Here is a 22,931-nt window from a genome sequence, read left to right as displayed (position 1 = left end):
CAGAAAGGAACAAGGAGCAACCCATGAGTGCAGGACTGGCAGTGGCGATTGCGGTGCTCGCGTTCGCTCTCATCACCATCGCCAAGGGCGTGCGGCTGGTGGCCCAGGGCGAGGAGTGGGTCGTGGAGCGCCTGGGGCGCTACCACGTCACCCTGCGGCCGGGGCTGAATATCATCATTCCCTTCCTCGACAACGTCGCCTACAAGCTGGTGACCAAGGACATCATCCTCGACGTGCAGCAGCAGGAGGTCATCACCCGCGACAATGCGGTGATCCTCGCCAATGCCATCGCCTTCGTGAAGGTCACCGATCCGGTCAAGGCGGTCTACGGGGTCACCGACTTTTCCGAGGCGATCCGCAACCTGATTATGACTACCCTGCGCTCCATCGTCGGCGAGATGGAGCTGGACGAGGCGCTGTCCTCGCGGGACAAGATCAAGGCGCGGCTGCGCGAGAGCATCGCCGACGAGGCGGTGGACTGGGGGCTGACGGTGAAGTCGGTGGAGATCCAGGACATCAAGCCGTCCGAGTCAATGCAGCGGGCGATGGAGCTGCAGGCCGCCGCCGAGCGCGAGCGCAAGGCCGCGGTGACCAAGGCCGAGGGCGAGAAGCAGGCGGCGATCCTCGAGGCCGAGGCGCGTCTGGAGGCGGCACGCCGCGACGCCAATGCCCAGGTGCTGCTGGCCGAGGCGTCGTCCGAGGCGATCCGCCGGGTGACCAGCGCGGTCGGCAGCGAGCCCGGGCCGATGATGTACCTGCTTGGCGAGAAGTACATCGCTTCGGTGGAAAAGCTCGCCCAGAGCGACAACGCCAAGGTGGTGCTGATGCCCGCCGACCTGCAGGAAACCCTGCGCGGCCTGGTGGGCAAGCTGGGTGTGCGCGGCTGAGAGGTTTTTTCTCCAACCCACCCTTTTTCCCCGTGCTGGCGATCAGCCCAAAAGCATCGCCAGCAAGCTGGCTCCTGCGGGGCGGGGATGCCGAAACTTTCCCGCTCAGGCGCTGCTGGCCCGGTACTGCAGGGCTTCGGCCAGGTGGGCACGGGCGATCCCCGGCGCCGCCTCGAGATCGGCCAGGGTGCGCGCCACCTTGAGAATGCGGTGGGCGGCGCGCAGCGACAGGCCGAGGCGCTCGCAGGCGCGCTCCAGCCACTGGCGGTCCTCGTTGTCCAGTGCACAGTGCTGGTGCAATCCGGGCAGATCGAGGAACGCATTGGGGCAGCCCTGGCGCGCCAGCTGAAGGGTGCGCGCCGCCGCCACCTGGGCCGCGGCACCGGCGCTGTCCGGACCGTCCAGGCGCGGTGCGCCCAGGGCGGTGGCCTCGCGGGTGACGCCGATGTGCAGGTCGATGCGGTCGAGCAGCGGGCCGGACAGCTTGGCGCGGTAGCGCTGGATCTGCTCCGGGGTGCAGCGGCAGCGGCCGGCAGGGTCGCCCAGGTAGCCGCAGGGGCAGGGGTTCATGGCCGCCACCAGCTGGAAGCGCGCCGGGAAGCGCACCTTGTCGCTGGCCCGGGCGATGACGATCTCGCCGCTTTCCAGGGGCTCGCGCAGCACTTCCAGCACCTTGCGGTCGAACTCCGGCAACTCGTCGAGGAACAGTACGCCCTGGTGCGCCAGGGTGATCTCGCCGGGACGCGGCCGGCTGCCGCCGCCGACCAGCGCCGGTCCCGAGGCGCTGTGGTGCGGCTGGCGGAACGGCCGCTGCGGCCAGGCGGCGAGCGGCGCGCTGCCGGCCACCGAATGGATCGCCGCCACCTCCAGCGCCTCGCCCTCGTCCAGCGGTGGCAGCAGTCCCGGCAGGCGGCTGGCCAGCAGGGTCTTGCCGGTTCCCGGCGGGCCGCTGAGCAGCAGGTTGTGGCTGCCGGCAGCGGCCACCAGCAGGGCGCGCTTGGCCGCGGCCTGGCCCTGCACGTCGGCAAGGTCGGGGTAGGGCAGCGTCTGGCGCAGCAGGCCCTGGGCCTGGTAGGGCGCCAGCGGGGACTGGCCGTTCAGGTGGGCGGCCAGCTCCAGCAGGTGGTCGACCGCCAGCACGTTCAGCCCCGAGGCCAGGCTGGCTTCCTCGGCGTTGGCCCGTGGCACCACCAGGGTGCGTCCGGCGGCACGGGCGGCCAGCGCGGCGGGCAGCACGCCCCGGACCGGCCGCAGGCTGCCGGAGAGGGCCAGCTCGCCGAGGCACTCCAGGTTGCCGAGGGCCTCGGCGGGCAACTGCTCACTGGCGGCGAGGATGCCCAGGGCGATGGCCAGGTCGAAGCGTCCGCCGTCCTTGGGCAGGTCGGCGGGGGCCAGGTTGAGGGTGATGCGCCGCGCCGGGAAGTCGAAGCCGGAGGTGAGGATGGCGCTGCGCACGCGGTCCTTGCTCTCGCGGACCGCGGTTTCCGGCAGGCCGACCAGGGTCAGCGCCGGCAGGCCGTTGGCCAGATGCGCCTCGACGGTGACGGCGGGCGCCTCGACGCCCACCTGGGCGCGGCTGTGGACGATGGCCAGGGACATGGATCGCTCCTTGATCGCATTCCCCGCGCGGTCAGGCGGCGGGCGGGGTGGGGGGCTGCTCGCCCAGGCGGGCCTCGAGCTCGGCGACCTTGGCTTCCAGCGCTTCCAGGCGGGCGCGGGTGCGGGCGAGGACGGTCATCTGGCTGTCGAATTCTTCCCGGCTGACCAGGTCGAGCTTGCTGAAGGCGCTCTGCAGCAAGGCCTTGAGCTGGGCCTCGAGTTCGCGGGGCGGGAGCGGCGTCTCACCGCTGAACAGGCGGGAGGCGTGGGTGCTGAGGGTGTCGAACAGGGCTTTGGGCGGCAGCATGGTGCGGTTCCGGAATCAGTCGTTCGCCAGTGTATCACGGGGCATCGGCAAGGCTGCCGTGCATGGTTTTCGTGCGGCTGTACACCGGCGGGTGCGGCATTTCCCCGCGGCCGTCCGGCGAAAGATTCATAACCATATCGCTCATGGGGGTTTTGGCCGTTTGTGGTTGGCGGTATGATTTTTGCCTTTGCGAAGACAGGGCACCTTGAGGCGTCGGCCAGACGCCGATGCCGTCGAGCAGGCCGGCCCGAGGCGGCCACACGCAAGCCAGACACTGCGCTTAAACTTGAATCGGGATCGTCTATTCCTGGGGCAAGTCCACTACACGGAGATACGTTTCATGAAGCTAGTCACTGCCATCATCAAGCCGTTCAAGCTGGACGACGTACGCGAATCGCTGTCGGAGATTGGAGTGCAGGGCATTACCGTCACCGAGGTCAAGGGGTTCGGCCGGCAGAAGGGCCATACCGAGCTGTACCGGGGGGCGGAGTACGTGGTCGACTTTCTGCCCAAGGTGAAGATCGACGTGGCCATCGAGGACAGCCAGCTCGACCATGTCATCGAGGCCATCACCAAGGCTGCCAACACCGGCAAGATCGGTGACGGCAAGATTTTCGTCGTCAATCTGGAACAGGCCATCCGCATCCGTACCGGCGAGACCGGCACCGACGCGATCTGAGCCTACGATCCCCCCGCCCCAGGAGATAATCAATGCTGCGCAAAAGCGCAGGGCTTGCTGCCCTTTTCTCTCTCTTCCTGCCCGCCATGGCCAGCGCCCAGGAGGCTTCGCTGGATTCCGGCGATACCGCCTGGATGCTGACCGCCACGGCGCTGGTGCTGTTCATGACCGTTCCCGGCCTGGCGCTGTTCTACGGCGGCATGGTGCGCTCGAAGAATCTGCTCTCGGTGATGATGCAGTGCTTCGCCATCACCGGCCTGATCAGCGTGCTCTGGGTCCTGTTCGGCTACAGCCTGGCCTTCGACACCACCGGCATGGAAGAGGGCGTGCTCAACTTCAGCTCCTTCGTCGGCGGTCTGGACAAGGCCTTCCTCAGCGGTCTGAGCACCGACAGCCTGGTCGGCACCTTCCCGGAAAGCATCTTCATCACCTTCCAGATGACCTTCGCCATCATCACCCCGGCGCTGATCGCCGGTGCCTTCGCCGAGCGCATGAAGTTCTCGTCGATGCTGGTGTTCATGTCGGTGTGGTTTCTGGTGGTCTACGCACCGATCGCGCACATGGTCTGGAGCGGCAACGGCGCGCTGATGTGGGACTGGGGCGTGCTCGACTTCGCCGGCGGCACTGTGGTGCACATCAACGCCGGTGTCGCCGGCCTGGTCGCCTGCCTGGTGCTGGGCAAGCGCAAGGGCTACCCGGGCGTCGCCATGACCCCGCACAACCTCGGCTACACCCTGATCGGCGCGGCCATGCTGTGGGTCGGCTGGTTCGGCTTCAACGCCGGCTCGGCGATCGCCGCCAACGGCACCGCCGGCATGGCCATGCTGGTGACCCAGATCGCCACCGCCGCCGCGGCGCTGGCCTGGATGGCTGCCGAGTGGCTGACCCACGGCAAGCCGAGCGCCCTGGGCATCGCCTCCGGCGTGGTCGCCGGCCTGGTGGCCATCACCCCGGCCGCCGGCACCGCCGGCCCGATGGGCGCGCTGGTGATCGGCCTGGCCTCCGGCGCGATCTGCTTCTACAGCGCCACCGCCGTGAAGCGCCGCTTCGGCTATGACGACTCCCTCGACGCCTTCGGCGTGCACGGCGTCGGCGGCATCGTCGGTGCGGTGCTGACCGGCCTGTTCGCGGCTCCGGCCCTGGGCGGCTTCGGCGAGGTGGACAGCATCGCCACCCAACTGTGGATCCAGATCAAGGGCGTGCTCTTCACCGTGATCTACACCGGCGTCGTCACCTTCGTGATCCTCAAGGTGATCGAGCGGGTGATGGGCCTGCGCGTCAGCGACGAGGAGGAAACCATCGGTCTCGACCTCTCCCTGCACAACGAGCGCGGCTACAACCTCTGAGTGTGGGCAGGGCGGCCGGCACGCTCCGGCCGCCGTTCACGCTGCGGTTTTGCCCCCATCGCCGGTGGCAAGCCGTCAAAAGGGCGCCTTCGGCGCCCTTTGCTTTTTTCCGCGCCGCGCTAGAATTCCCGCGGCACAACCCAGGAACTGCGGCAGATGTGGCAACAGACGACCATCACCCTGCGGGCGCGGCCGCGCGGCTTCCACCTGGTGACCGACGAGCTGCTGGCCGGTCTCCCGGCGCTGGCCTCCTGCCGGGTGGGGCTGCTGCACCTCTGGCTGCAGCACACCTCGGCCTCGTTGACCGTCAACGAGAATGCCGACGCGGCGGTGCGGCGCGATTTCGAGCGCTTCTTCAACCGTCTGGTGCCCCAGGGCGAGGGCGGCTACGAACATGACTACGAAGGGCCGGACGATCTGCCGGCGCACTTCAAGGCCAGTCTGCTGGGCTGCCAGCTGCTGCTGCCGGTGACGGCGGGGCGTCTGGCGCTGGGGACCTGGCAGGGCATCTATCTCGGCGAGCACCGCGAGCAGGGCGGTGTGCGTCGGGTCCTGGCCACGCTGCAGGGCCAGGGGAACTGATTTTTTCGGCGCAGCTCTCAGAGCTGGAATCGCCCATCGATTGCAGTGTCCGCGGGCCAGGGTCGCGGTGATCGCTGGCGGGACTATAACCAACCTGCTGTACCCAAGTCGTGAGGTCGAACATGAGCGATGAAGAACTGGAACAGGAAGAGCTGGAAGCGGGTGAAGAGGAGGACGGTGAAGAGCTGAATGCTGCCGACGAAGCAGCGGCTGAGGAGGACGACGGCAGCGACCGGGTGGTGGCTTCCGGCAAGAAGTCCAAGAGCTCCGCCGAGGTCGACGAGATGCCCAGCATCGAGGCCAAGCAGAAGGATCGCGAAGCGCTGGCGCGGGCCATGGAGGAATTCCTGGCGCGCGGCGGCAAGGTGCAGGAGGTCGAGCCGAACGTGGTCGCCGACCCGCCGAAGAAGCCCGACAGCAAGTATGGCAGCCGCCCCATCTGAGCCTTTCCAGCCGGTTGGTGGCGCAAGGGCGGCCCGGGAGTGAATCCCGGGCCGCTTTTTTTGCGCCTTCAGTTCAGGCGCAGCGGGTAGCTGAGCAGCAGGAAGTGCAGCAGGTTGACCGCTCCGTGCAGCAGCACGGCGCTGCCCAGCCGCCCGGACAGTTGCATGACCCCGCCATAGCCGAGGCCTGCTGCACCGGCGAGCAGGGCGAACAGCGGACTGACGGGCGCATGGGCCAGGCCGAACAGGGTGGCGCCCAGAATGATCCCCCGGACCGTGCCGAGGCGCCGTACCAGCGCGCCCTGCAGCAGGCCGCGGAACAGCAGTTCCTCGGCCAGCACCGTCACGCCAAGATTCACCGCCAGCCAGACCGGCAGCTCGGCGGGCCATTTCGGCTGCCAGGCCACCAGGCCGGTGGCCAGGGCCAGCGCCGGCACGCCGAGCAGGGTCGCCAGGGCCCAGGCCCGGCCGGGCCATGCCGGGGAGTGGGGGCGCGCGGCGGTTTCCGTCCACCACCAGCCGAGCAGGGTGGCGCCGAGCAGCAGCTTGTCCCATGACAGGCGCACGCCGTAGGGCGACGCATCGGGACTGAGCTGATGGGGTTCGGCGAGCCACAATGGAGTGAAGCCGGGCAGCAGATGGGTGGCCAGCGCCAGGCTGGCGAGCAGCACGCCGGCGCGCCAGGGGCCGTCCGCCAGGCGCGGCCGGACGCCGAACACCCAGGCGACGAACAGGCTGCCGGCGAGCAGCACCAGCGCTGGCGGCAGCAGGCGATAGCGGCTCGACGCCGGGCAGGTCTGCTGGAGTCCGGGAGCGCGGGGCTCGCCGGGCACGGCCGTCAGCCGGCCTGCCAGCGGCCGAGCAGTGCCGGCAGCTCGGCCAGGCTGGCGATCTGCGCATCCGGCGCGCCGGCGTGGCTCCAGGGCTTGCCGGCGGGGTTGTACCAGATCGCCCGCAGGCCGGCGCGCTGGGCGCCCTGGATATCGTCGTCGGGATGGTCGCCGATGTGCACCGCCTGCTCGGCGGACACCCCGCCGCGCCGCAGCGCCTCGCGGAACGGCTGCGGATCGGGCTTGCCGATGCCCAGCTCCTCGGCGCAGAGGGTGAAGCGGAAATAGTCGGCCAGGCCCAGGCGGCGCACGTCGGCGTTGCCGTTGGTCAGCACGCCGAGGACGTAGCGGTCGGCGAGGATTTCCAGGGTCGGCTGCGTTTCGGGGAAGAACTCGATGCGGTGGCGCGCGGCGAGGAAGGTCTCGAAGGCCTGCCCGGCCAGCTCCCGCGCCTCGGCAGCGGGGTAGCCGGCCTCCTCGAGGGCGTGCAGCAGCACGCGGCGGCGCAGCTCGCTGATGCGGTGCTTGAGCGCCGGCTCGCCTTCGACCAGGCGGGCGCGGATCGGCCACAGGTGCTCGACCGGCACCGCGCCGAGCAGGGGCGCATGACGGCCCAGCCAGTCGCGCAGCTCGGCTTCGGCGCTTTCGATGACCGGGGCGACGTTCCACAGGGTGTCGTCGAGGTCGAAGGTGATCAGGCGGATGTTCATGGGGTCTCGTCCTTGCGACGGCGCGCCCGCGGATGGGCCTGGTCGTAGACCGCCGCCAGGTGCTGGAAGTCGAGATGGGTATAGATCTGCGTGGTGGCGATGTCGGCGTGCCCGAGCAGTTCCTGCACGGCGCGCAGGTCCTGGGAGGACTCCAGCAGATGGCTGGCGAAGCTGTGCCGCAGCATGTGCGGGTGCAGGTGCTGGCCCAGCTCGCGCACGCCGGCCTGGCGCACCCGCAGCTGCACGGCGCGCGGGCCCAGGCGGCGGCCCTGGCGGCCGACGAACAGCGCGCCGTCGGCCGGCCGCGTCAGCGCCCGCAGCGGCAGCCAGGCCTCCAGCGCCTCGCGCGCCTTGCGGCCGATCGGCAGGTCGCGGACCTTGTTGCCCTTGCCGTGCACTCGCACCAGGCCGGCGGCCAGGTCGAGGCGCTCCAGGTCCAGGCCGACCAGTTCCGAGAGGCGCAGGCCGGAGGAGTAGAAGAGTTCGAGGATAGCCTGGTCGCGGCGGGCGATGAAGTCGTCCTCGACGGCGCCGTCGAGGAGCTGCTGGGTACGGTCGGCGTCCAGGGTGCGCGGCAACCGGCGTTCGCTCTTGGGCGGGCTCAGGCCGGCGGCGGGGTCGTGTTGGCAGCGGCCCTCGCGCAGCAGGTAGCGATAGAAGCCGCGCACCGCCGAGAGCAGGCGTGCCAGGCTGGGGCCGGAGAGCCCCTGCAGGTGCAGTTTGGCGATCAGCCGGCGCAGGCGGGCAGCGTCCAGGGCGCTCCAGGCAGCCAGGCCTTCCCGCTCGCAGTAGGCGAAGACCTTGCCGAGATCGCGGCGGTAGCCGTCGAGGGTGTGCTGCGACACCTGGCGCTCGCTGCGCAGGTGGTCGAGGAAGGCGTCGAGATCGGCCTGCATGCTCTAGGCCCTAACGGACCGGGCGCAGCGGGCTGCTGGCCAGGCGCGGCAGCAGGCGGGCGAGGACGTCGGCGATGTAGCCGAGAAAGAGGGTGCCGAGGCTGCTCCGGTAGTGCTGGGGATCGGGGCTGCCGACCGCCAGCACGCCGTGCAGGCCCTGGTGGTCGAGGGCGGCCACCGCGGCCGAGCCGATCTGCGGACGGCGCTCCTCGCCGAACAGGAAGCCCAGCTCGTGGCTGCGCAGCACGCCGCACAGCGGCTTGCCGCAGGCCAGCAGGCCGCCGATGGCCTGCAGGGCTTCCTCGGTGTCGACCCAGCGGCCGGCCGGACTGGCGTGCTCGCCGAACAGGATCAGCCCGACGAAGGGAATCTGGAACTCGTGGCGCAGGCTGTCCTCGACCAGGCCGACCGCCTCTTCCAGGGTGATTGCGTCGAGCAGGTCGAGGACCAGGCGGCGGGTCTTGTCGAACAGCCGGTCGTTGTCGCGGGCCACCTCCATCAGATGTCCCAGACGCCCGCGCAGCTCGTGGTTGCGCTCGCGCAAAAGGCCGAGCTGGCGCTCCACCAGCGACACCGCGGCGCCGCTCGGATGGGGAATGCTCAGCTCCGCCAGCAGTTCTTCGCGCCCCCGGAAAAACTGCGGATTCCGGCGCAGGAAATCTTCAACCGCTGTGGCATCGACGGGTTCCTGGGACTGCTCACTCATTGGCTACACCCTCATAGACGTACCTGGCCTTCATACACGCGCACCGCCGGGCCGGTCATCATCACCGATTGGCCAGGGCCTGCCCAGGCGATGGACAGTCGGCCGCCCGGCAGATCGATCAGCACCGGCGAATCCATCCAGCCCTGGCGGATCGCCGCCACCGCCGCCGCGCAGGCGCCGGTACCGCAGGCCTGGGTCTCGCCGGCACCGCGCTCCCAGACGCGCAGCCGGGCGTGCTGGCGGTCGACGACTTGGAGGAAGCCCACGTTGACCCGCTGCGGAAAGCGTGGGTGATGTTCCAGTTTAGGCCCCAACGCGTGCACCGGTGCGCTTTCCACATCCTCCACCCGCAGCACCGCATGGGGATTGCCCATGGACAGCGCGGCGAACTCGACCTCCCGGCCGTCGACCTCGACACAATAGTTGAGGGCGGCGGCTTCGGCCTGGAAGGGAATCTCCTGCGGCTCCAGGCGCGGCGGGCCCATGTCGACGCAGACCTGGCCGTCCGGGCGAACGTCCAGCTCGATGAGACCGCTCCTGGTTTCCACGCGGATGCGCTTCTTCACCGTCAGGCGCTTGTCGAGCACGAAGCGGGCGAAGCAGCGCGCGCCGTTGCCGCACTGCTCCACCTCCGAGCCGTCGGCGTTGAAGATGCGGTAGCGGAAGTCCACGTCCGGCCGGCTCGGCGGCTCGACGATCAGCAGTTGGTCGAAGCCGATGCCGGTATGGCGGTCCCCCCACTGCCGGGCGTGCTTGGGCTGGATGTGCGCGTGCTGGCTGACCAGATCTAGGACCATGAAGTCGTTGCCGAGGCCGTGCATCTTGGTGAAACGCAGCAGCATGCCTGCCTCCGTGTCAGTTGGGCAGCAGGCTTTCGCCGGCGTAGATTTCCTCGATGGTTTCGCGGCAGCGGACCAGGTGCATCTGCTCGCCGTCCACCAGCACCTCGGCGGCGCGGCCGCGGGTGTTGTAGTTGGAGCTCATGACGAAGCCGTAGGCGCCGGCCGAGCGCACCGCCAGCAGGTCACCCTCGACCAGGGCCAGCTCGCGGTCCTTGGCGAGGAAGTCGCCGGTCTCGCAGATCGGTCCGACCAAGTCGTAGCTGCAGACCTCGCCGCCGTGGGGGGTCACCGGCACCACGTCCATCCAGGCCTGGTAGAGGGCCGGGCGAATCAGGTCGTTCATCGCCGCGTCGATCACCGCGAAGTCCTTGTGCTCGGTGTGCTTGAGGTATTCCACACGGGTCAGCAGCACGCCGGCGTTGGCGACGATCGAGCGGCCCGGCTCGAAGACCAGGGCCAGGGCGCGGCCGGCAAGCCGGTCGCGCACCGCGGCGATGTACTCGCCGGGCGCAGGCGGTTGCTCGGCGCGGTACTGCACGCCGAGGCCGCCGCCGAGATCCAGGTGGCGGATGGCGATGCCGCGCGCGGCCAGGCGGTCGACCAGCAGCAGCAGGCGGTCCAGGGCGTCGAGGAAGGGCGAGAGGGTGGTCAGCTGGGAGCCGATGTGGCAGTCGACGCCGAGCACCTCCAGGTTGGGCAGCGCGGCGGCGCCGACATAGACCTCCTCGGCCTGCTCGATGTCGATGCCGAACTTGTTTTCTTTGAGCCCGGTGGAGATGTAGGGATGGGTCTGGGCATCCACGTCCGGATTGACGCGCAGCGACACCGGGGCCTTGACGCCGAGTTCGGCGGCGACTTCCTGCAGGCGCTCCAGCTCCACCTCGGATTCGACGTTGAAGCAGTGCACGCCGACCTCGAGGGCGCGGCGCATGTCCTCGCGGGTCTTGCCGACCCCGGAGAACACCACCTTCGCCGGATCGCCGCCGGCGGCCAGCACGCGCTCCAGCTCGCCGCGGGAGACGATGTCGAAGCCGGCGCCGAGGCGCGCCAGGAGGTTCAGCACGGCGAGGTTGGAGTTGGCCTTGACCGCGAAGCAGACCAGGTGCGGCATGCCGGCCAGGGCGTCGGCGTAGGCGCGGTAGCGCTCCTCGATATGGGCGCGGGAGTAGACGTAGGTGGGGGTGCCGAAGCGTGCGGCAATGGCGGACAGCGCCACGCCTTCCGCGAACAGCGAGCCGTCGCGGTAGTTGAAGGGTTCCATGGGGGCCTCCTGGGAAGAAGCCTGTCCTGGCGCGCAGCGGCGACCGGGCAGGTTCTTAGAATTCGAAACGGTCTTTGCGGTGGCCGGCTTTCTTGTCGTCAGGAAGGTAGAGCGGGCCCTTCTGACCACAGCCGGCAAGGGGAGCGGCGAGCACGGCCAGAGCGAGTAGCTGAAGCAGCAGGCGCTTCATGACGGAAATCCTTGTGAACGCATCGAGTGCGCCGGAGTATACCGGCCCCCCGGCGCCTTGCCTATGCGCGGGCCCCCCGCCGGGCGGGCCCTGCAGGGCGCTGCCATCCCCGCCGGCGTGTGAATCGGCTATCGTTGCCAGCCTTGAGCGCCATTGTTCTGACGAGGAACCCGCATGAGCCTTACCGAAGCCCGCTTCCACGGACTGATCGACGACCTGCAGCAGGCCGTCGAGGACATTTTCGAAGACAGCGACCTGGACGTCGATCTGGAGAACTCCGCGGGCGTGCTGTCCGTCCGCTTCGAGAACGGCAGCCAGCTCATCCTCAGCCGCCAGGAGCCGCTGCGCCAGCTGTGGCTGGCGGCGCGCTCCGGCGGCTTCCACTTCGACTACGACGAAGCCGGAGGCCGCTGGATCTGCGATGCCAGCGGCGACTCCCTGGGTGAGCTGCTGGCCCGCGTCACCCTCGAACAGGTCGGCGAGGAACTGGAGTTCCCCGAGCTCTGAGCCGCGGGCGGTCAGCGCGGACCGCTCAGGATGGTCAGCAGGCTCTGCGCCTGTTCGGCGGCGTCCACGCCCAGACTGGTCAGATAGCCGCCGTCGGGTCGGCTGATCAGACCCTTGTCGTGCAGCCGGCGGGCGGCGGCCACAGCCTCCGGGGCGGCATCTTGGTGGACCTTGATGCCTTCTTCCTGGACGTTGTCCAGGTTGAACAGGGCGAGGATTTCCAGTTCGGCAACCAGCGTTTGGGTGAAGGCCATGGGCAACTCCAGGGGCAGGCCGTCGGCGACGGCGGTTGTCCTCCAGTGTAGCGGCCGTCGCGCTGATTAGCCGGCCGCCTCGGGCAGCTCCGGCAGCGCGCGCAGGGCCTGCGCGTACCAGGCGCTGTCGAACGGGCGGTCCTCGCGCAGCATGGCGGCGATCTCGTGGGCCAGTACCAGGGCCATCAGGCGGAGGCTCTCCTCCCGTTCGTAGCCGACCAGGGTCAGCTTGTTCAGGGTGGCCTTGGCGGCCGGCGGGTCGTCCGCCGCGATCTGGTTCTCGATGGCCTCGATCAGCGTCTGTTCGGCGAAGGCTTCGTCGTCCATCGGTTCTTGGTCTGGCTGGCTCATGGGTTCTCCTGCGGCGGTCAAGGTGCCGCTGTCCAGTTGGCAGAGACGGCAGCTCCCGTCGTCGGCATGGCTGGTCTCGATATAACGTACGCGCCGCGTGGCCGACTGGCGGTCGGCGGCGATCTGGAAGCGCGGGGCGCCCGAGGTGCTCCTGCGCGCGTCGGTGGTTCGCTCGGCACTCATGGACGGTGACTCCGTGGTGGATCGGCCGCGCGATGATAACGCCCGGCGACCGGCCGCAGGCCGCGGTCGCCGGTCCATTCCACTCCATGCCCTGGAACAGGACGGCATTGCATGATCACCTATTACCTGCTCGACGCCGACGGCCTGCGCCGGCAGCCGGCGCAAGATCTCCAGGCGCTGCCGCCGGGCGCTCTGTGGATCGACCTGCTGCAGCCCAGCCGCGAGGAGGAGCTGTTCCTCGAGCGGATGCTCGGGGTGGACATCCCGACCCGCGAGGAAATGACGGAGATCGAGGATTCCTCGCGCTTCTACGAGAGTGCCGGCACCCTCTACATGACCGCCAGCCTGGTCAGCGGCATCAGCGAGCATCAGCCCGGCATCGCCGAGGTGTCCTTTGTGCTCGGCCGCCAGTGGCTGGTAACGGTGCGCTACGCCGAGCTGTCGGCGTTTCGCACCTTCGCCGGGCAGCGGGTCCAGCGGCTCGGGTCCAAGTGCTGCAGCGAGCTGGTTTTCGCGGCGCTGATCGACAGCGTCGTCGACCGCATCGCCGACGTGCTGGAGACGTTGCAGAAGCAACTGAACAGCCTGTCGCGGGCGATCTTCAGCGAGTCCGCCGAGCGCCACCCGGAAAAGACCGACCTGCAGAAGGTCGTCAAGCTGCTCGGGCGGCACAATGCCCTGCAGGCCCGACTGAACGAGAGCCTGCTGAGCATCGACCGGCAGATCAGCTACGTCCGCCAGGCCGGCAACGGCTGGCTGGACGAGGCGGCGCGGGGCTGGCTGCAGACCGCCGAACGGGACGTGCGCTCCCTCGGCGAGTACCAGGCGAAGATGTCCGGGGAGAGCAGCTTCCTGCTCGAGGCCACCCTCGGGCTGATCAGCATCGAGCAGAACAGCATCATCAAGGTGTTCTCCATCGCCGCGGTGCTGTTCCTGCCGCCGACCCTGGTCGGCACCGTCTACGGGATGAACTTCCGCCACATGCCGGAGCTGGAGTGGTACTTCGGCTACCCGCTGGCGCTGGGCCTGATGGTCGGCTCGGCGGCGCTGTCCTACGCCTGGTTCAGGTTCAAGAACTGGCTGTAGTGCGGGCGGCGCGGCACGCCCGCGCTACACAGCCCGGTCTCAGCGCGCGGCCAGCAGCGCCTTGCCGCGGGCCACGGCGGCGCGCACCTGGGCAGGCGCGGTGCCGCCGATGTGGTCGCGGGCGTTGACCGAGCCTTCCAGGGTCAGCACGGCGAACACGTCGTCGCCGATCTGGTCGCTGAACTGGCGCAGCTCATCCAGCGACATCTCGGCCAGGTCCTTGCCGGTCGCAACGCCGTACTTCACCGCATGGCCGACGATCTCGTGGCAGTCGCGGAACGGCAGGCCCTTGCGCACCAGGTAGTCGGCGAGATCGGTGGCGGTGGAGAAGCCGCGGCGGGCGGCTTCGCGCATCACCTCGACGCGCGGCTTGAGCGCCGGGACCATGTCGGCGAAGGCGCGCAGGCTGTCGCGCAGGGTGTCGGCGGCGTCGAACAGCGGCTCCTTGTCCTCCTGGTTGTCCTTGTTGTAGGCCAGCGGCTGGCCCTTCATCAGGGTCAAGAGGCCGGTCAGCGCGCCGAACACCCGGCCGGACTTGCCGCGCACCAGCTCGGGGACGTCCGGGTTCTTCTTCTGCGGCATGATCGACGAGCCGGTGCAGAAGCGGTCGGGCAGCTCGATGAAGTTGAACTGGGCGCTGGTCCACAGCACCAGCTCCTCGGAGAAGCGCGACAGGTGCATCATCGCCAGGGAGGCGGCGGCGCAGAATTCGATGGCGAAGTCGCGATCCGACACGCCGTCCAGCGAGTTGCCGCCGATGGCCTCGAAGCCGAGCAGCCGGCAGGTGATCTCGCGCTGGATCGGGTAGGTGGTGCCGGCCAGCGCGGCCGAGCCCAGCGGCATGCGGTTGACCCGCTTGCGGCAGTCGACCAGGCGCTCGTGGTCGCGCGACAGCATCTCGAACCAGGCCAGGAGGTGATGGCCGAAGCTCACCGGCTGGGCGGTCTGCAGGTGGGTGAAGCCGGGCATGATGACGTCGGCGTGCTGCTCGGCCTGCTCCAGCAGACCTTCCTGCAGGCGGGTGATCTCTTTGATGATCACGTCGATCTCGTCGCGCAGCCACAGGCGGATGTCGGTGGCCACCTGGTCGTTGCGGCTACGTCCGGTGTGCAGCTTTTTGCCGGTGATGCCGATGCGATCGGTCAGGCGCGCCTCGATGTTCATGTGCACGTCCTCCAGGTCGACGCGCCAGTCGAACTGGCCGGCCTCGATCTCGGCCTGGATCTGGGTGAGGCCGTCGATGATCGCGTCGCGCTCGGCAATGCTCAGCACGCCGGCCTGCTCCAGCATGGTGGCGTGGGCGATGGAGCCCATGATGTCGTGGCGGTACAGGCGCTTGTCGAAGTCGACGGAGGCGGTGAAGCGGGCGACGAAGGCGTCGACCGGCTCGCTGAAACGGCCGCCCCAGGACTGGTTGGTTTTCTCGGCGCTCATGGCGTTCTCTCGGCTGCTGCGCAAATGCGGACGGCCGCGGAGGCGGCCGTCAGGGTGGATGGACGAGGGCCTGTTAACACTACCCTCCGCAACTGCGGAGGGTAGTGTTAACAGGCCCTGGCGGATGATAGCAGGGTATGCGGGAAAACCCTGCAGCCCCTGCCGGCCGCGCCCGGCGCCGCGTGCCGCACAATTCTCCCGGCCCGGACCGTGACGGCTGTCACTCCGGCTGTCTACGCTATTCATGTCCGGACTGACGCGGGAAGCCGAAGCAACATGAATGTTCTGATCGTCGACGACGACCCTCTGGCCAGGGAGCAGCTCTGCCGACAGGTGAGCGAGCTCGATGGCTATCGCGTGCTCGAGCCTCCGGCCGGCAACGGCGAGGAGGCGCTGGCCCTGATCGACAACTTGAGGCCGGATATCGTTCTGCTGGATATCCGCATGCCCGGGCTGGACGGCCTGCAGGTGGCCGCCCGGCTGTGCGAGCGGGAGGCCTCGCCCGCCCTGATCTTCTGCGCCGCCGCCGATGAATTCGCCGTGGCGGCGCTGCAGAACACCGGCGTGGGCCATCTGCTGAAGCCGGTGCGGCTCGAGCAGCTGCGCGAGGCCCTGCAGAGGGCCCAGCGTCCCAGCCGGGTCCAGCTGGCCGCGTTGACCCGTCCGCCGCTGACGGATGGCAATGTGCCGCGTACCCATATCAGCGCGCGCACCCGCCGGGGTATCGAGCTGGTGCCGGTGGACAAGGCGATCTTCTTCATCGCCGACCACAAGTACGTGACCCTGCGCCACGAGGGCGGCGAAGTGCTGCTGGACGAGCCGCTGAAGGCCCTGGAGGATGAGTTCGGCGAGCGCTTCGTGCGCATCCATCGCAATGCGCTGGTCGCCCGCGACCGCATTGAACGGCTGCAGCGCACGCCGCTCGGGCATTTCCAGCTCTATCTGCGCGGCCTCGGCGACTCCGCGCTGACCGTGAGCCGGCGGCACGTCGCCGGGGTGCGCAAGCTGATGCACAACCACCTGGCCGCGCCCTGAGGTTCGTCCGGCCGGCCGGGAGGCCTGCTGCCATCACCCTGCGCATGGACGGCGCGTCCCCCACGGGCAGGACTGCCCAGCTTTCAGCCCGATCCTGCTATCATCCCCGGCACTCCGTCGTTCTGGAATGCCCCATGTCCCGCGAGATCCGCATCGCCACCCGCAAGAGTGCCCTGGCCCTGTGGCAGGCCGAACACGTCAAGGCGCGTCTGGAACAGGCCCACCCGGGGCTGGTGGTCAGCCTGGTGCCGATGGTCAGCCGCGGCGACAAGCTGCTCGACGCGCCGCTGGCGAAGATCGGCGGCAAGGGGCTGTTCGTCAAGGAGCTGGAAACCGCCCTGCTGGAGAACGAAGCCGACATCGCCGTGCACTCGATGAAGGACGTGCCGATGGAGTTCCCCGAGGGGCTCGGCCTGTACTGCATCTGCGAGCGCGAGGATCCGCGCGACGCCTTCGTTTCCAACGCCTTTGCCAGTCTCGACGCACTGCCGGCCGGCAGCGTGGTCGGCACCTCCAGCTTGCGCCGCCAGGCCCAGCTGCTGGCGCGCCGCCCCGACCTGAAGATCCAGTTCCTGCGCGGCAATGTGAATACCCGTCTGGCCAAGCTGGATGCCGGCGAGTACGACGCCATCATCCTCGCCGCCGCCGGGCTGATCCGCCTCGGCTTCGAGGCGCGCATCCGCTCCCGGATCGCCGTCGCCGACAGCCTGCCGGCCGGCGGGCAGGGCGCGGTGGGCATCGAGTGCCGCAGCGCCGACCGCGAGATCCAGGCCCTGCTCGCGCCGCTCAACCATGCGCCGACCGCGCTGCGGGTCGGCGCCGAACGCGCGCTGAACAAGCGCCTCAACGGCGGCTGCCAGGTGCCCATCGCCTGCTATGCCGAGCTGGAGGGCGACCAGCTGTGGCTGCGCGGTCTGGTCGGTCAGCCGGACGGCAGCCTGCTGCTGCGCGCCGAAGAGCGTGCCCCCAGCGGCGAGGCCGAGGCGCTCGGCGTGCGGGTGGCCGAGGCGCTGCTGGCCCAGGGCGCACAGCGGATTCTGGCGGCGGTCTACGGCGAGAGCGAGCGGCCATGACGGTGCGGCCGGACTCCAATGGATGGCGTCTGCTGCTCACCCGTCCGGCCGAGGAGTGCGCCGCCTTGGCCGGCCGCCTGGCCGAGGAGGGCATCCACGGCAGCAGCCTGCCGCTGCTGGCTATCGAGCCGCTGGCGGAAACCCCGGAACTGCGCAGTCTGTTTCTCGACCTGGATCGCTACAGCGCGGTCATCGTGGTCAGCAAGCCCGCTGCCCGCCTGGGCCTGGAGCTGCTCGACCGCTACTGGCCACAGCCGCCGGCGAACCAGTGCTGGTTCGGCGTCGGCGCGGCGACCGGCGAGATCCTCGCCGACTACGGCCTGAGGGCTGTCTGGCCGACCGCCGGCGAGGACAGCGAGGCGCTGCTGGCGCTGCCCGAGCTGGCCGCAGCGCTGGCCGTGCCCCGGCCGCGGGTGCTGATCCTGCGCGGGGAGGGCGGTCGCGAACTCATCGCCGACTCGTTGCACAGCCGGGGGCTGCCCGTCGATCATGTCGAACTCTACCGGCGCACCCTGCCGGACTACCCGCCCGGCACCCTGCTCGAGCGGATCCGCATGGGGCGCCTGAACGGCCTGCAGATCAGCAGCGGGCAAGGATTCGAGCATCTGCGCCAGCTGGCGGCGGCTGACTGGCCGGCACTGCTTCGGATACCCTTGTTTGTGCCGAGTCCGCGGGTCGCCGAAATGGCCCGTGCGGCGGGATTCCAGACTGTCGTGGACTGCCATGGCGCCAGTGCCACTGCCTTGCTGGCCGCGCTCCAGGGCCGCCCAGCGCCGACCTTTTGACCCGAAGGATGTATACGTGAGCGAAGCAGCCCCCCCGAACACTCCTACGAACAACAACAATGAACAACCGCTCGCCGCGCCCGCCCCGACCGCCAAGGGTGGCGGAGTCTCCGGCGCCGTGGCCGTCCTGGCCCTGCTGATCGGCGCCGGCGGCGCGGGTCTCGGCGGCTGGGGCCTCTGGCAGCTGCGCGAGATGCAGGCCGGCGAACTGGTGCAGAGCAGCCGCTTCGAGTCTGCCCTGAGCAGCCAGATGGATGCCCTGAAGCAGAGCGAGCGGAGCATCACCGGCCGCCTGTCGCAGTTCGCGGCGCGTTCCGATCTGGAGGCACAAGCGCGCACCATGTCCATGCTGGAGAGCGGCCAGGAGAAGCTCGTCCAGCGGCTCGACAAGCTGACCGGCGCCAGCCGCGAGGACTGGCGGCTGGCCGAGGCCGAATACCTGCTGCGCCTGGCCAACCTGCGTCTGACCGCCATGCAGGACATCAACAGCGCCCGTCATCTGCTCGAGGCGGCCGACGGCATCCTGCGCGAGCAGGATGATCCGGCCTCCTTCCCGGTGCGCCAGGTGCTGGCGCGCAGTCTGGAAGCCCTGCGCAGCCTGACCCCGCCGGACCGCATCGGCCTCTTCCTGAGCCTCGGTGCGCTGCGCGAGCAGGCTGCCCAGCTCAAGCCGCTGGCGCCGATCTACGAGCAGGAGCAGGCGCCGCTCGTCGCCGACCGCTGGCAGCAACTGTGGGAAAAGGTCTCCCGCTTCGTGCGCGTCGACCTGCACGCCGATCAGGACATCCGCCCGCTGCTGAGCGGGCAGAACCTGGCGCAGGTCCACCTGACCCTGGCGCTGGCCCTGGAGCAGGCCCAGTGGGCGGTGCTGAATGCCTCTCCCGAGGTTTACCGGCAGGCGCTGCAGCAGGCCCAGGAAGTGCTGGCCGGCCAGTTCAATCCGGATCATCCGCAGAGCGCCGCCCTCGGCAAACGCCTGACCGAGCTGTCCAGGCAGCCGGTGGCGCTGCAGATGCCCGACCTGTCGCCGACCGTGAGCGCGCTGCAGAACTATCTGCAGCGCCGTCAGGCGCAGCGTGAAGAGGCCGAGGCTGCCGCCGCCTCCACGAAGAAGGAGGGCACCCGTCAATGAGCCGTCTCTATCTGCTCCTGCTGGCGGTCATCGCCGGCGCCGTCCTGCTCGGCATGGCGATCGCCGAGCATCCGGGCTACGTGCTGTTCGCCTACAAGGGCTACCGTTTCGAGTCCAGCCTCTGGGTCTTCCTCGGCCTGCTGATGGTGCTGGGTGTCGCCTTCTTCGTGCTGCGCTGGGCGGTCGGCCTGGTCGCCGCTTCGGCCGGCGTGGTGCTGCCCTGGTCGCAGCGCAACCGCAACCGGCGCGCCCGCCAGGCCGCCCTGCACGGGCAGCGCGATCTGGCCGAGGGCAACTGGGAGCAGGCGCTGCGTCAGCTGGGCCGGGCCGCGGCCAGCGACCAGCAGCCGCTGGTGCACTACCTGGGCGCCGCGCGGGCGGCCAACGAGCTGGGCGAGTACGCCCAGAGCGATGATCTGCTGCGCCAGGCCCGCGAGCGCGAGCCGAAGGCGGAGGTCGCCATCGGCCTGACCCAGGCCCGCCTGTTGATCGACCGCGGCGAATACCAGCCGGCGCTGGCCGTCCTGCAACAGCTGCACGCGGATCACCCCCAGCATGCCTATGTCCTGGGCCTGCTGCAGAAACTCTACGTCCAGCTGCAGGACTGGTCGGCGCTGTGCCAGCTGCTGCCCACGCTGCGCAAGCGCCGCGTGCTGCCGGCCGACAAGCTGGACGATCTGGAACACCTGACCTGGGCCGCGGCCCTGGAGCGGGCCGGCAAGGGCGAGCTGAAGGCGGGCGAAACCGCCCGCAGTCTGGTGACCGGCTGCTGGAGCCAGATGCCCTCGTCGCTGCAGCACGATGCCGGCCTGCTCTATGCCTACGCCACCCGTCTGCGCGAGCTGGGTTCGGAGGACGAGGCCGAGGCGGTCCTGCGTGCGGCCCTCAAGCAGCACTACGAGGATCGTCTGGCCTATCTCTACGGCCAGATACGCAGCAGCGACCCGTCGCGCCAGCTGCATCTGGCCCAGAGCCTGCTGGAGAAGCAGCCGGAAGATCCGCTGCTGCTGCTGACTCTCGGCCGCCTGAGCCTGGTCAACGAGCAGTTCGACAAGGCGCGGGAATACCTGGAGGCCAGCCTGGCCCTCAGCCGCAGCGCCGAAACCTGTGCCGAGCTGGCGCGCCTGCTGGCCCAGTTGGGCGAAACCGAACACAGCAACCGGCTGTTCCAGGAAGGGCTGAAGCTCGACCGGCTGCCTGCGCTGTCCGAGCCGGCCACCCCCTGAGGGCGGCCGCGTTCCCCTTCGTGTGGGCAACTGTCGGGCTCTGCACGAATCGAGCGCCCTAGAGCTTTCGTACCTTGAAAGCCCGGGGCGCTTTCCTCTACCGTAGCGCCCTTGTCTTCGACTCGGAGCAGCCATGAGCCTGGCCAGCCCACGTTCCCTCTTTCTTCTCGCCTTTCTCGCTAGTCTCGCGCTGCTCGGCGGTGCGCTCTACCTGGAGCATGGGGTCGGCCTGGATCCCTGTCCTCTGTGCATCGTGCAGCGCATCTTCGTCATCCTCTTCGGACTGGTCTGTCTGGTCGCCGCGCTGCACGGGCCGGCGCTGCTCGGCCGGCGGCTGTATGCCGGCTTCGCCCTGTTCGCCGCGCTGGGTGGGGCGGCTACCGCCGGGCGCCAGGTCTGGCTGCAGAATATTCCGCCGGAGCAGCTGCCGTCCTGCCTGCCCAGCCTGGAATACATGATGGAGGCACTGCCGTTCCAGGAAATCGTCCGCCAGGTCCTGCATGGCACGGCTGACTGCGCCGAGGTCGGCTGGACGCTGTTCGGCATGAGCCTGCCGGAATGGAGCCTGCTGGCGTTCGTCGCGATGATCCTGTTCGCCCTGTTCCAGCTGCTGCGTCGCGTCTGATCTCCCCCCGGGGCGCCCGCCTGGCGCCTCGAACAAGCGTATGAACTTTCGTCGGCGCATGGCTTGCTGGCACGGCGCGACGGGCATACTCTGCCGGCATGTGTCAGTCGATCCTGTCGTCCGATCGCACCCTCCCACGCCGGATGCACCGATAGCGAGCCCCGCCGGGGTTAGAAAAACAAAACAACGTAGGGAAGCCAGACCATGCCTGTAATTCATCAAGACGCCCAGGAACGCTGGGGCGGTGTCCATCTCCTGATCGATCGCTGGCTGGTCGAGCGACGCGCGCTGGCCGATGCCTTCGGGACCATCAAGCACCAGCAGCCGGCCCCCGTGATCAATGCCGAAGCCCTGGAGGTCTTCTGCGAACTGCTGGTCGATTACGTTTCCGCAGGGCATTTCGAGGTCTACGAGCAGCTGATGAGCGAGGCCGAATCCTTCGGCGACCGGCGCGGACTCGATCTGGCTCGGCAGATCTATCCCCGTCTCGAGGCGATCACCCAGGCGGCGCTGGCCTTCAACGACCGTTGCGACAACGGCGATTGCCAGGACGGTTCCCTGAGTCACGAGTTCGAGGCGCTCGGCAGCCTGTTGCGCGAACGCTTCGAGCTGGAAGACTGCCTGATCGAGGTGCTGCACAACGCGCACCGGCAGATCGCCGCCAGCGCCTGACCCCTTTCCCCGGCAGCAGGCCGCCTTGCTTGCCGCAGCGGCTCGGGTTCCTGTCCGGAGTCCGCCGCCAGCGCCGGCATCGTTGCTCGTTGGCGGCTGTGAGGTGGGTGGTTAGTATGGATGGAGTCCCTTCGCTAGGAGCAGTCATGTCGGCCAAGAAACCCCCTGTCACAACCCCGTTGCACCTGCTGCAGCAGCTTTCGCAGAATCTGCTCGTCCATCTGGAGGAGGCCTGTACCCAGGCTTTGCAGGATGCGGAGAAGGCGCTGGCCAAGCTGGAAAAGCAGCGCAGCAAGGTCCAGGAAAAGCTGCACGAGGCGCGTGCGAAGCTGCAGGATGCCGCGCTGGCCGGCAAGGCCAAGGCGCAGGTCAGGGGCCGGAAGGCGGTCGATGAGCTGGAGCCGCTGCTCGACGAGCTCAAGGCGCGCCAGGCGGAAACCCGCGACTATATCGTCCGGCTGCGCCATGACACCCTGCAGGCGCTGGAGCTGGCGCAGGGCGTCGCCCAGGTGAGGGAGGCTGCCGCCCGGACGCTGATGGCTCCCGGAACGCCGCCGGCCGACCAGCCGCAGAGCAAGCCTGCACCGAAAGCGGCGGCCCGCAAGCCTGCGGCTTCCCGCCGCGCCAAGCCGGCCGCGGCGGCCGGCGAGGCGACGGTTCCGGCCAAGCGCACACCGCGCCCGGCAGCCGCGGCCGAGCAGCCTGCCAAGCCGGCTGCGCCCCGCAAGCCGGCAGCACGGCGCAGCCGTTCCGCAGCGCCGGCCTCCAGCAAGGCCGAATCCGTCGCGGCGAGCGCCGCGTCCGCAGCGGACGAGCCGAGCGCCTCCTAATCCGCGCGTGCCGCGGCGCGCAGGGTTTCGAGCGCCTCGCGGCAGGCCGCTGCCGTATCCGTCAGGGCTTCCAGCCAGGCTTGCGCGGCGCCGGGCCCTGCCGGCCAGTCGCGGCAGGCCGTTTCCAGGCGTTGCAGCAGCGCCCACTCGGCATCCAGCTCCAGTGCCTTCAGTCGCTCCAGCAGCTCGGCCAGCACGGCGTCGCCGCGGGCGGCCGGGCGCCAGTCCTGGCGCAGCCACCGCAGCGGTGCGATCACCGTCGCCTGCCAGGGCTGCGCCAGTTGCCGCAGCTCGGCGCAGCGGTCTTCCATGCAGTCCACACCGCGCGCCTCCAGCCAGGCGCCGCAGAGCAGCAGGCAGACATCTGCGCCCTGTGCCTGCAAATCCAGGCAGGCGGCCTCGACGCCGGGGCGTTGGTACAGCTGCAGGGCGAAGGCTCGCAGGTCGAGCGGCATGCCGT

28 protein-coding genes are annotated in these 22,931 nt (G+C 69.3%); 15 read left to right on the top strand and 13 right to left on the bottom strand.

Features of this window, described 5'->3' with window-relative positions; all coding sequences use genetic code 11:
- Positions 1 to 23 precede the first annotated feature (23 nt).
- A complete protein-coding gene (locus ACG10_RS19535) occupies positions 24 to 887 on the top strand; it encodes an SPFH domain-containing protein (protein ID WP_089169482.1) in 864 nt (287 codons plus the stop codon).
- Positions 888 to 992: 105 nt separating this feature from the next.
- On the opposite strand, the gene ACG10_RS19530 is transcribed toward ACG10_RS19535, so the two are convergent.
- Both ACG10_RS19530 and ACG10_RS19525 read right to left on the bottom strand, forming a co-directional pair.
- Positions 993 to 2,486, bottom strand: a complete 1,494-nt coding sequence (locus ACG10_RS19530) for a YifB family Mg chelatase-like AAA ATPase (RefSeq protein ID WP_089169481.1) — start codon at positions 2,484 to 2,486, stop codon at positions 993 to 995.
- 31 nt (positions 2,487 to 2,517) lie between these two features.
- Positions 2,518 to 2,793 carry an accessory factor UbiK family protein gene (locus ACG10_RS19525; RefSeq protein WP_039806510.1) on the bottom strand — a complete coding sequence of 92 codons (276 nt, stop codon included), beginning with the start codon at positions 2,791 to 2,793 and terminating at the stop codon, positions 2,518 to 2,520.
- A gap of 340 nt (positions 2,794 to 3,133) precedes the next feature.
- Here ACG10_RS19525 and glnK point away from each other — a divergent pair, with 340 nt between their 5' ends.
- The 4 genes from glnK to sutA all read left to right on the top strand — a co-directional run bounded on the left by glnK (position 3,134) and on the right by sutA (position 5,843).
- Positions 3,134 to 3,472 carry a P-II family nitrogen regulator gene (glnK, locus tag ACG10_RS19520; RefSeq protein ID WP_012703245.1) on the top strand — a complete coding sequence of 113 codons (339 nt, stop codon included), beginning with the start codon at positions 3,134 to 3,136 and terminating at the stop codon, positions 3,470 to 3,472.
- Between the two features lie 32 nt (positions 3,473 to 3,504).
- Positions 3,505 to 4,818, top strand: a complete 1,314-nt coding sequence (locus ACG10_RS19515; RefSeq protein WP_089169480.1) for an ammonium transporter — start codon at positions 3,505 to 3,507, stop codon at positions 4,816 to 4,818.
- 156 nt (positions 4,819 to 4,974) lie between these two features.
- Complete coding sequence (locus tag ACG10_RS19510; RefSeq protein ID WP_089169479.1) at positions 4,975 to 5,400, top strand: secondary thiamine-phosphate synthase enzyme YjbQ; 426 nt, start codon at positions 4,975 to 4,977, stop codon at positions 5,398 to 5,400.
- A gap of 122 nt (positions 5,401 to 5,522) precedes the next feature.
- Positions 5,523 to 5,843 (top strand): transcriptional regulator SutA, encoded by a 321-nt coding sequence (gene sutA, locus ACG10_RS19505; RefSeq protein ID WP_039806498.1) that lies wholly within the window; start codon positions 5,523 to 5,525, stop codon positions 5,841 to 5,843.
- 68 nt (positions 5,844 to 5,911) lie between these two features.
- Here the strand turns inward: sutA and ACG10_RS19500 are convergent, their stop codons facing one another.
- From ACG10_RS19500 to lptM, 7 genes are read right to left on the bottom strand one after another with little or no spacing between them, the layout of a single operon-like run.
- Entirely contained in the window at positions 5,912 to 6,676 is a 765-nt protein-coding gene (locus ACG10_RS19500; protein WP_089169478.1) for a CPBP family intramembrane glutamic endopeptidase, read from the bottom strand.
- Between the two features lie 5 nt (positions 6,677 to 6,681).
- Complete coding sequence (locus tag ACG10_RS19495) at positions 6,682 to 7,383, bottom strand: HAD family hydrolase (protein WP_089169477.1); 702 nt, start codon at positions 7,381 to 7,383, stop codon at positions 6,682 to 6,684.
- The gene (xerC, locus tag ACG10_RS19490; RefSeq protein WP_089169476.1) at positions 7,380 to 8,279 is read right to left on the bottom strand and encodes a tyrosine recombinase XerC; all 900 of its coding nucleotides are present in this window, start codon (positions 8,277 to 8,279) and stop codon (positions 7,380 to 7,382) included. The genes ACG10_RS19495 and xerC overlap by 4 nt, the downstream gene beginning before the upstream one ends.
- Before the next feature lie 10 nt (positions 8,280 to 8,289).
- Positions 8,290 to 8,985, bottom strand: coding sequence for a DUF484 family protein (locus tag ACG10_RS19485; RefSeq protein WP_089169475.1), 696 nt, complete (start codon positions 8,983 to 8,985; stop codon positions 8,290 to 8,292).
- A gap of 11 nt (positions 8,986 to 8,996) precedes the next feature.
- A complete protein-coding gene (gene dapF / locus ACG10_RS19480; RefSeq protein ID WP_089169474.1) occupies positions 8,997 to 9,827 on the bottom strand; it encodes a diaminopimelate epimerase in 831 nt (276 codons plus the stop codon).
- Positions 9,828 to 9,840: 13 nt separating this feature from the next.
- A complete protein-coding gene (gene lysA, locus ACG10_RS19475) occupies positions 9,841 to 11,088 on the bottom strand; it encodes a diaminopimelate decarboxylase (RefSeq protein ID WP_089169473.1) in 1,248 nt (415 codons plus the stop codon).
- Between the two features lie 55 nt (positions 11,089 to 11,143).
- A complete protein-coding gene (gene lptM / locus ACG10_RS19470; protein WP_039806485.1) occupies positions 11,144 to 11,278 on the bottom strand; it encodes an LPS translocon maturation chaperone LptM in 135 nt (44 codons plus the stop codon).
- A 174-nt stretch (positions 11,279 to 11,452) separates the two neighbouring features.
- Here lptM and cyaY point away from each other — a divergent pair, with 174 nt between their 5' ends.
- A complete protein-coding gene (gene cyaY, locus ACG10_RS19465) occupies positions 11,453 to 11,785 on the top strand; it encodes an iron donor protein CyaY (protein ID WP_089169472.1) in 333 nt (110 codons plus the stop codon).
- 11 nt (positions 11,786 to 11,796) lie between these two features.
- Here the strand turns inward: cyaY and ACG10_RS19460 are convergent, their stop codons facing one another.
- Together ACG10_RS19460 and ACG10_RS24560 are read right to left on the bottom strand one after the other, a co-directional pair.
- On the bottom strand, positions 11,797 to 12,039 hold the full coding sequence (locus tag ACG10_RS19460) for a TIGR02647 family protein (RefSeq protein WP_039806481.1): 243 nt from the start codon (positions 12,037 to 12,039) through the stop codon (positions 11,797 to 11,799).
- A 66-nt stretch (positions 12,040 to 12,105) separates the two neighbouring features.
- Positions 12,106 to 12,573, bottom strand: coding sequence for a hypothetical protein (locus ACG10_RS24560; RefSeq protein WP_232487144.1), 468 nt, complete (start codon positions 12,571 to 12,573; stop codon positions 12,106 to 12,108).
- Between the two features lie 111 nt (positions 12,574 to 12,684).
- Here ACG10_RS24560 and ACG10_RS19450 point away from each other — a divergent pair, with 111 nt between their 5' ends.
- Positions 12,685 to 13,659: a magnesium transporter CorA family protein gene (locus tag ACG10_RS19450; RefSeq protein ID WP_089169471.1), complete on the top strand. Its 975-nt coding sequence runs from the start codon at positions 12,685 to 12,687 to the stop codon at positions 13,657 to 13,659.
- A gap of 39 nt (positions 13,660 to 13,698) precedes the next feature.
- Here the strand turns inward: ACG10_RS19450 and argH are convergent, their stop codons facing one another.
- Positions 13,699 to 15,093: an argininosuccinate lyase gene (argH, locus tag ACG10_RS19445; protein WP_089169470.1), complete on the bottom strand. Its 1,395-nt coding sequence runs from the start codon at positions 15,091 to 15,093 to the stop codon at positions 13,699 to 13,701.
- Positions 15,094 to 15,369: 276 nt separating this feature from the next.
- Between argH and ACG10_RS19440 the strand changes: the two genes are divergently transcribed.
- From ACG10_RS19440 to ACG10_RS19405, 8 genes are all read left to right on the top strand, one after another.
- Entirely contained in the window at positions 15,370 to 16,128 is a 759-nt protein-coding gene (locus tag ACG10_RS19440) for a LytR/AlgR family response regulator transcription factor (protein ID WP_089169469.1), read from the top strand.
- 134 nt (positions 16,129 to 16,262) lie between these two features.
- The gene (gene hemC / locus ACG10_RS19435) at positions 16,263 to 17,201 is read left to right on the top strand and encodes a hydroxymethylbilane synthase (RefSeq protein ID WP_089169468.1); all 939 of its coding nucleotides are present in this window, start codon (positions 16,263 to 16,265) and stop codon (positions 17,199 to 17,201) included.
- The gene (locus ACG10_RS19430) at positions 17,198 to 17,986 is read left to right on the top strand and encodes a uroporphyrinogen-III synthase (protein ID WP_089169467.1); all 789 of its coding nucleotides are present in this window, start codon (positions 17,198 to 17,200) and stop codon (positions 17,984 to 17,986) included. Before hemC ends, ACG10_RS19430 begins: the two co-directional genes overlap by 4 nt.
- A gap of 16 nt (positions 17,987 to 18,002) precedes the next feature.
- Positions 18,003 to 19,118: a uroporphyrinogen-III C-methyltransferase gene (locus ACG10_RS19425; RefSeq protein WP_232487143.1), complete on the top strand. Its 1,116-nt coding sequence runs from the start codon at positions 18,003 to 18,005 to the stop codon at positions 19,116 to 19,118.
- Positions 19,115 to 20,344 (top strand): heme biosynthesis HemY N-terminal domain-containing protein, encoded by a 1,230-nt coding sequence (locus tag ACG10_RS19420; RefSeq protein ID WP_089169466.1) that lies wholly within the window; start codon positions 19,115 to 19,117, stop codon positions 20,342 to 20,344. Before ACG10_RS19425 ends, ACG10_RS19420 begins: the two co-directional genes overlap by 4 nt.
- 133 nt (positions 20,345 to 20,477) lie before the next feature.
- Positions 20,478 to 20,969 carry a disulfide bond formation protein B gene (locus ACG10_RS19415; RefSeq protein WP_089169465.1) on the top strand — a complete coding sequence of 164 codons (492 nt, stop codon included), beginning with the start codon at positions 20,478 to 20,480 and terminating at the stop codon, positions 20,967 to 20,969.
- A gap of 204 nt (positions 20,970 to 21,173) precedes the next feature.
- Positions 21,174 to 21,641: a sigma D regulator gene (rsd, locus tag ACG10_RS19410; RefSeq protein ID WP_089169464.1), complete on the top strand. Its 468-nt coding sequence runs from the start codon at positions 21,174 to 21,176 to the stop codon at positions 21,639 to 21,641.
- Positions 21,642 to 21,787: 146 nt separating this feature from the next.
- Positions 21,788 to 22,471 (top strand): AlgP family protein, encoded by a 684-nt coding sequence (locus ACG10_RS19405; protein ID WP_089169463.1) that lies wholly within the window; start codon positions 21,788 to 21,790, stop codon positions 22,469 to 22,471.
- Here the strand turns inward: ACG10_RS19405 and ACG10_RS19400 are convergent.
- The gene (locus ACG10_RS19400; protein ID WP_089169950.1) at positions 22,468 to 22,926 is read right to left on the bottom strand and encodes a TIGR02444 family protein; all 459 of its coding nucleotides are present in this window, start codon (positions 22,924 to 22,926) and stop codon (positions 22,468 to 22,470) included. The two genes, ACG10_RS19405 and ACG10_RS19400, sit on opposite strands and share 4 nt — an antisense overlap.
- Positions 22,927 to 22,931: the final 5 nt, after the last annotated feature.

Origin of the sequence: Azotobacter chroococcum, from assembly GCF_002220155.1 — a bacterium.
Classification (GTDB): Bacteria; Pseudomonadota; Gammaproteobacteria; order Pseudomonadales; family Pseudomonadaceae; genus Azotobacter; species Azotobacter chroococcum.
The sequence above is the reverse complement of the archived record's forward strand: the minus strand, read 5'-3'. Positions and strand labels throughout refer to the sequence as shown.